The following is a 6,812-nucleotide window of genomic DNA, read 5'->3' as shown; positions in this document are numbered from 1 at the left end:
CGGACCGAACCTGGTGTATATCGAAGGCGGTCGCTTTGTGATGGGTTCGCTGGAAGAAGATGTCGCGGGGGTTCACAACAATGTGGATCGGACTGTAACGGTACAGTCGTTCTTCATGGATGAAACCGAAATCGCTAACGTGCACTACCTGGAATACCTCTACGCGATTCAGCGGGATTCTTCGCAGGAATTTTACGAAGCCGCTCTGCCGGATACCACGGTTTGGGCCAGCGAAATGGCCTTCAACGATACGTACGTAGAGCAATACCTGCGGTACCCCGGCTTCCGGATGTATCCCGTCGTAGGCGTATCGTGGGTGCAAGCTCAGGATTATTCGGCCTGGCGTACGGGAGCCGTCAACAACGATCTGGCCCGTAAGGCAACTGGTGGTGGTAAAAAAGGAAAGAAAGGAGCCGAGGCGTTGGCCGAAGCTACCGCTCAGCAGTATTCGGGCGGGCGAGCGGCCATCGAAACGGGTTACGTTTTGCCCAATTATCGCCTGCCCACGGAAGCCGAGTGGGAGTACGCGGCCAAAGCCCTGATCGGAACGCAGTACGTGGATGAGAACCAAACTCACCAGCGGGTTTATCCCTGGGATGGCTCCTCCCTGCGAAAAAGCTCAGGCCGGAATAAAGGTACGATGCTGGCGAACTATAAACGCGGTCGCGGCGATTACGCGGGTATTGCCGGGAGAAGCAACGACGGGGCCATCATTACGGATGAAGTGTACTCGTATCCCCCCAACGATTTTGGTCTGTACAACATGGCGGGCAACGTTAACGAATGGGTATGGGATGTGTACCGTCCGACCTCGTTCCAGGTGTTTAGCGATCTGAATCCTGTTCGTCGCGATGGGTATCTGGACCAGGCAAAAAACTACGATACAGAAGATTTCAATTCGCTCATTTCGAATCGCTCGCGGGTGTACAAGGGTGGTTCCTGGGCGGACATCGCCTATTGGCTTGCTCCGGGTACGCGTCGTTATCTGGACCAGGATTCTTCGACGGCTACGATTGGTTTTCGCTGCTCGATGATTGCGGTAGGAAAGAAGCATTAACGTCTGTGCACCGGATATAAACGATACCACGAATGACCCGGCGACTTTAGCAAGTCCATCGGGTCATTTAGTGTACGTCAGTTGCTTAACGCTACGGCGTGGTGCAGGAATTGGGGATTTTCAGCCTCTTTAATCAAAAAATCCGCTACACTGGCTCGGGAAATGGGGCCGACCCGCATGCCTGCTTCCAGCTGTGGATAGAAGCGATAAGAGGGGTTCAGATCCTGATTGGTGAGCATGCCGGGTCGGACGATCTCCCAGGACAGGGAGCTTTGCTGCAAGTGTTGTTCTGCTTGTCCTTTATCCTCGTATTCGTTCCGGAGAAAAAAATGGATTACCAGCTTCATCCACCAGCTCAGGTAAGGTTTGCTGGTACCCGCCCCAAAGCCCGTAACCCACAAAATCGGTACTTTGATAGAGTCTGGCAGGCTTAGCAAAGCCCGAGCCGTATCCGTGAATAGCGTACCCGCGTTTTTCTTTTTTGTACCAATGGTGATTAGAATGGCTTCGGCCTGCTGAACCGCTTTCTGTAAGTCCTGCGGAGCGGTAGCATTGCCCTGAATCTTGGTTAACAGGGGATGATCGGGTAGGGGAATTTCGCTACGAGCCAGGGCCGTTACGGTATGCCCTTTACGAAGGGCCTGTTGCGTAGTCAGCAACCCGATTCCCGACGAAGCACCAATAATTGCAATTTTCATACGCGTTCGTGAGTTTTTGACTGGGCTTGTAGATACTGGTCGGCAACGCCGGGAGCGGTTACCAGCAAACTGCCTTCGCCCCAGTGCCATTGACGTCCGTCCGTCGTCCGAACATCGGCTCCGGCTTCCTGAGCAATGAGCAGGCCCGGTAACCAGTTGTACGTATCGAAACCTTCTTCGTAAAAAAGATCAATGCGTCCGGCTCCCACGTAGGCCAGTTGCAGAGCGTGGGGACCATAGTTACGCAGCACGCCCACGTGCGTAAGCAAATCCGTTACGGCCTGACCGGTTTTCTGGTTTAAGACGGGTTGGGTGGCGGACCCCTGCGGGTATTCAAAAACGGCCAGCATGAGTTGTAAATCCGTTTTCTGACTGGGTTTGATCGGGGAGCCGTTCAGAAAGGCACCTTTACCCTGTTCAGCCCAGAACAACTCATCATGCATTGGATCGTAGATAGCCGCAAAGTAGGGCTGACCCTGGCGGATCAATACCAGATTGATGGTCCAGCCGTCGATGTGCTGCAAGTACTGAATGGCCCCATCCATGGTGTCGCACTGCCAGTATTCATCGATCGCCAGCGGTTGATTTTGTAGGTCGTAACTAAACTCTTCTTCGTGCCAGGGAATCGCTGGGAAATGGGTAGTCAGGGCCTCTTTGAGAATCGTTAAACACTGCTGGTCAATGCGATTCAGTTCCTGCCAGAAGGCATCATTCGTTTGTGGAATCGGAATCGTCCGGAAATCTGTTTTGAAAGCATTTCCAGCTTTCTGGATTGCGTTCAGTATAACGGGTACGTTGAGTTCGCTTTGCATGACATCGTTGATTGTGTGATGCAAAACACGCCTTTTTTGCAGGGAGGTAGGTAGTAGGAAAAAAGGCAAAACTAGTCCTAATCGCGGAATTGCTTCCGAAAGGCCAGCGGAGTAAGTCCCGTTGTCTTCCGAAAGAGCTTGCCAAAATAAACGGGTTCTTCGTAGCCGACCTGATAGCTGATTTCTTTGACACTGAGGGAAGTCGTGTACAGCAGGCGTTTGGCTTCCAGCATAGATCGTTGCTGAATGTGCGAGGAGACCGAATACCCCGTAAGGCCCTTGACCGTATCGTTTAAATGAGCTACGGTAATAGCCAGTTCCGCCGCGTACTGAGCGGGTTGTTTCCAGGTTTTGAAGTGACGCTGGAGTAAGACCCGAAAGGCTTGCTCGATTTGCGAGCCCCGGTTTTCGGGCGGCTTATCCGTATGGCTTATTGTACTTACCTGACTCGTCAGCAGACTTAGTAAAGCAGCCAGCAGATAGTGTACCGATCGATTGGAGGACTCCAGAGTCGCATCCGACTGCAGGTCGTTCATGAGCTGAATCAGCGTCAGGGATCTATGGTAAAAGTCGGACCCTTCGTCGAGTACGAGCGGGCGGGGGAGGAATTGTTCCAGTAGAAAAGAGAACGAAGGGTCAACCAGGGAAGCATCAAATTCAATGGCCCAGCCCTGGGCCTGGTACGCTTCCCGCAGGTAATGAACCTGACCCGGAAACACCAACAGAAAAGCCGGAGCGGCAAGGGATAAATCCTCAAAATCAAGAGTAACGAGGTACTGCCCCCGGGTAACCAGTACAAACAGGTAATGATCATCCTGATGAGCCTGCGTGACCCCATGAGCGGTAGTCGTCGAAACGGGGTCCAGGCGATTCACCCAGATCCCCGCCTGAGCATCCGGCGAGAGTTCAAATTGTAAGAAGGGGGACGATTGTTTTTTCAAGGGAGAGTCGCCTGGTCTGGATTCAAAGGTACTTATCCTTTTAATCGATCAGTGCTTCCATTGCATCAAGTATTCCTTTTCCCGCTCAGGGGGTTAAAACAAAGAAGTCCGATTTAAGGGTACTCCTATTCAATGACGAAAAGTTTTGGGGAAGCTCCTGAGGTAAAAGAAAATTCCTTTTCGAACGCTCACAAGGCATTCGTACTATCTCTTGCCAGCATTCGGGTCTGCTGGCCGTGAAAACCCTGTCAAAGTACCGCATTACCGTCGATTCTTACCGTTTCCAAGGGCTATTCAGGCCGTAGGTTTGTCTTATCCATTCGCAGTACCTAACACCCGTACTACGCTGGGCCGCCTACTTGATTTATCACCTAAATCCATCGAATCGTATGAACAGTGCAACTACGCTTGAGGAACTCAAACCCGTTCCCTACGCTCAGGATCCTCATTTGTCGCAGGGGGTAAAAGCCTTTTTGAAAATCCTGAATTCAGCCGGAGGGCCACCGCTGGAAACCCTGTCACCTCAAAAGGCCCGGCAAGTGCTGATCGACGCCCAGGCTTCCGTACCCGTGGACCTATCGGGAATCGACGAATCGGAACGGATGATCACGGCGGATGGCTACACCATTAAGCTCAACATCGTACGGCCCGCGGGAGTAGCGGAAAAACTGCCCGTATTCATCTATATTCATGGAGGCGGCTGGGTACTGGGCGATTTCCCCACGCACAAGCGGTTGGTACGCGATTTAGTGGTGGCGTCCGGATTTGTAGCTGTCTTCGTCAACTATACGCCGAGTCCGGAAGCTCAGTACCCCCAGGCCACCAATGAAATCTACGCCGCTACCAAATGGGTGGCTGAACACGGCGATGAAATCAACGTAGACGCCACCAAGCTGGCGGTGGTAGGCAATAGCGTCGGTGGTAATATGACTGCCGTAACCTGCCTGAAAGCCAAAGAAAACGGCGGTCCGGATATTAAATGTCAGGTACTGTTCTGGCCCATTGTCGATGCGGATTTTGAAACCGATTCGTATAAACTCTTTGGAGAGGACCGTTTCCTGACTACCCCGCTGATGAAGTGGCTGTACGATCAGTACACCACCGATCCGGCGGAACGCAAACAGATGTACGCTTCTCCCTTACAGGCTACCGTCGAACAACTCCAGGGATTGCCACCGGCCCTGATTCAAATCGCCGAAAACGATATTCTACGCGATGAAGGAGAAGCCTACGGACGAAAACTGGACGAAGCGGGCGTCAGCGTCACGACCATCCGGTACAACGGAATGATTCACGATTTCGGCTTGCTCAACGGCTTAGCCGATCTCCCTCCGGTACGCTCGCTCTTTTTGCACGCGGCGGCTGAACTCAAAAAATACCTGCGTTAATCCAACCCATTCCTCTTCTACGCATGGGAACTCTCAAACGCGTCGTATTCGGCGTACTAACCACTCTACTCATGACCGCAACGGAAGAATCAATGGCTCAATCAGGGGCCACTGGCGTTAAAAATGTCGTACTGGTGCACGGTACCTGGGCGGATGGCTCCAGCTGGTCAAAAGTGATTCCGCTTCTGGAAGCCAGGGGTTTACACGTTCGGGCGGTACAAAATCCACTGACCTCCCTGAGCGAAGACGTAGCCGCGACCAAACGGGCTATTGAGCTTCAGGATGGTCCGGTACTGCTGGTGGGTCATTCCTGGGGCGGCGTTGTCATTACCGAGGCGGGTAACCACGAGCAGGTGGCCGGACTCGTCTACGTAGCCGCGGCCGCTCCCGATGAAGGGCAATCCTTTCTGGAGCTGGTTCAAACGGCTCCGGCCACTCCTGGCAATGATGAAATTCGCCCTGATAAATACGGCTTTGTCAGCATGTCACCGAAGGGTATTTTCGAAGATTTTGCCCAGGATCTACCCGAATCCGAGCGAAAACTGATTCTGGCCACGCAGGGACCGCAGGCGTTTGCCGCCCTGAAGGAGAAAATTTCGAAAGCGGCCTGGAAAACGAAGCCCTCCTGGTACGTGGTGGCGGCTAACGACCGGATGATCAACCCTGATCTCGAACGGACGCTGGCGAAGAAGCTCAAGGCTACTACGGTGGAAGTGTCTACGAGTCACGTCGCGATGCTGGCTCAACCGGAAAAAATTGCGTCGGTTATTATTGAAGCGGCCAGCAAAGTCAAAAACAAATAAGGACTAGAACGCAGCGGGGGTCGATGGCTACACCCGCTGCGTTTTATTTATTTTTTTATGCCAGAGAAGCCTTGCCGACTTCTCTGTTTACCTCTTACCTTATGAATAGCTCCATTTTAGGTCTGCATCACATTACGGCCATTGCCAATAGTGCAAAACGCAACTATGATTTCTATACCCAGGTTTTGGGCTTACGCATGGTCAAAAAAACGGTCAATTTTGATGACCCGACGACCTATCATTTTTATTACGGCGATGAAAAGGGTACGCCCGGTACCCTTCTGACTTTTTTTCCCTGGGAAGGAATCGGACCGGGTCGAAACGGCATTGGGATGGCTACGGAAATCGGATATTCCGTTCCAAAAGGTAGTCTGGATCAATGGGCCGAGCGTTTTCGGAAGCTGGATGTATCCATGGGGGAACGGACCGAACGTTTTAACGAAACCATATTGCCATTTTCAGATCCTGATGGTCTAGCCCTTACCCTGTTAGCTACGAATCAAGCGGAGAATCCGGCAGTCTGGGAAACGGCAGAGGTAAAGCGGAATATGGCAACGCAAGGTTTCCATAGTGTAACGCTCACCCTGCAAAACATAGCGGCTACGGCCAAAATCCTGACCGACGTATTGGGGTATCGTCAGGTTGCCCAGGAAGGGAATCGATACCGATTTCAGACCGATGCCGTATCCACTGCGTCGATTGTGGATTTGCTGGAAGAACCGGAAGGTATACTCGGACGCAACGCCGCCGGAACCAATCATCACGTAGCCTTCCGGGTCGCTAATGAAGCGATTCAAATGGAATTCAGGGAGAAAATCCTGGAGAGTGGCTTACAAATCACCTCCAAAATCAACCGGGATTATTTCTTCTCCCTGTACTTCCGCGAACCCGGAGGCGTCCTGTTTGAAATTGCAACGGATAATCCCGGTTTCACCGTTGACGAGCCATTGACGGAATTAGGAAGCCAGCTGAAACTGCCCCAACCATACGAAGGCTCACGGGCAAAAATAGAAAAAGGGCTACCGCCGCTGGATACAAACTAAACGAGTTTAGATGTTCCACCTACCGCTCCGGATTTGGTAAATAGTTTGTCAATCAACCGTATTCTTACCT

The 6,812-nt window shown here is 52.2% G+C and carries 7 protein-coding genes; 4 read left to right on the top strand and 3 right to left on the bottom strand.

Annotation, left to right across the window (positions count from 1 at the left end; genetic code table 11):
- Positions 1-1,057 (top strand): gliding motility lipoprotein GldJ (gene gldJ / locus BWI93_RS08120; protein WP_094810054.1); only part of this gene is annotated, 1,057 nt, incomplete at its 5' end.
- Between the two features lie 77 nt (positions 1,058-1,134).
- On the opposite strand, the gene BWI93_RS08115 is transcribed toward gldJ, so the two are convergent.
- The 3 genes from BWI93_RS08115 to BWI93_RS08105 all read right to left on the bottom strand — a co-directional run bounded on the left by BWI93_RS08115 (position 1,135) and on the right by BWI93_RS08105 (position 3,508).
- A complete protein-coding gene (locus BWI93_RS08115) occupies positions 1,135-1,755 on the bottom strand; it encodes an NAD(P)-dependent oxidoreductase (protein WP_094810052.1) in 621 nt (206 codons plus the stop codon).
- Positions 1,752-2,567 carry an inositol monophosphatase gene (locus BWI93_RS08110; protein WP_094810050.1) on the bottom strand — a complete coding sequence of 272 codons (816 nt, stop codon included), beginning with the start codon at positions 2,565-2,567 and terminating at the stop codon, positions 1,752-1,754. The genes BWI93_RS08115 and BWI93_RS08110 overlap by 4 nt, the downstream gene beginning before the upstream one ends.
- Before the next feature lie 77 nt (positions 2,568-2,644).
- On the bottom strand, positions 2,645-3,508 hold the full coding sequence (locus BWI93_RS08105) for a helix-turn-helix transcriptional regulator (RefSeq protein ID WP_094810048.1): 864 nt from the start codon (positions 3,506-3,508) through the stop codon (positions 2,645-2,647).
- A gap of 389 nt (positions 3,509-3,897) precedes the next feature.
- Here BWI93_RS08105 and BWI93_RS08100 point away from each other — a divergent pair, with 389 nt between their 5' ends.
- The 3 genes from BWI93_RS08100 to BWI93_RS08090 all read left to right on the top strand — a co-directional run bounded on the left by BWI93_RS08100 (position 3,898) and on the right by BWI93_RS08090 (position 6,742).
- A complete protein-coding gene (locus BWI93_RS08100; RefSeq protein WP_094810046.1) occupies positions 3,898-4,896 on the top strand; it encodes an alpha/beta hydrolase in 999 nt (332 codons plus the stop codon).
- 23 nt (positions 4,897-4,919) lie between these two features.
- A complete protein-coding gene (locus tag BWI93_RS08095) occupies positions 4,920-5,699 on the top strand; it encodes an alpha/beta fold hydrolase (RefSeq protein WP_094810044.1) in 780 nt (259 codons plus the stop codon).
- Positions 5,700-5,800: 101 nt separating this feature from the next.
- The gene (locus BWI93_RS08090) at positions 5,801-6,742 is read left to right on the top strand and encodes a ring-cleaving dioxygenase (RefSeq protein WP_094810058.1); all 942 of its coding nucleotides are present in this window, start codon (positions 5,801-5,803) and stop codon (positions 6,740-6,742) included.
- Positions 6,743-6,812 lie beyond the last annotated feature (70 nt).

It is taken from the genome of Siphonobacter sp. BAB-5385 (genome assembly GCF_002261125.1).
GTDB lineage: Bacteria > Bacteroidota > Bacteroidia > Cytophagales > Spirosomataceae > Siphonobacter.
This window is presented reverse-complemented; position numbering and strand designations above follow the sequence as displayed.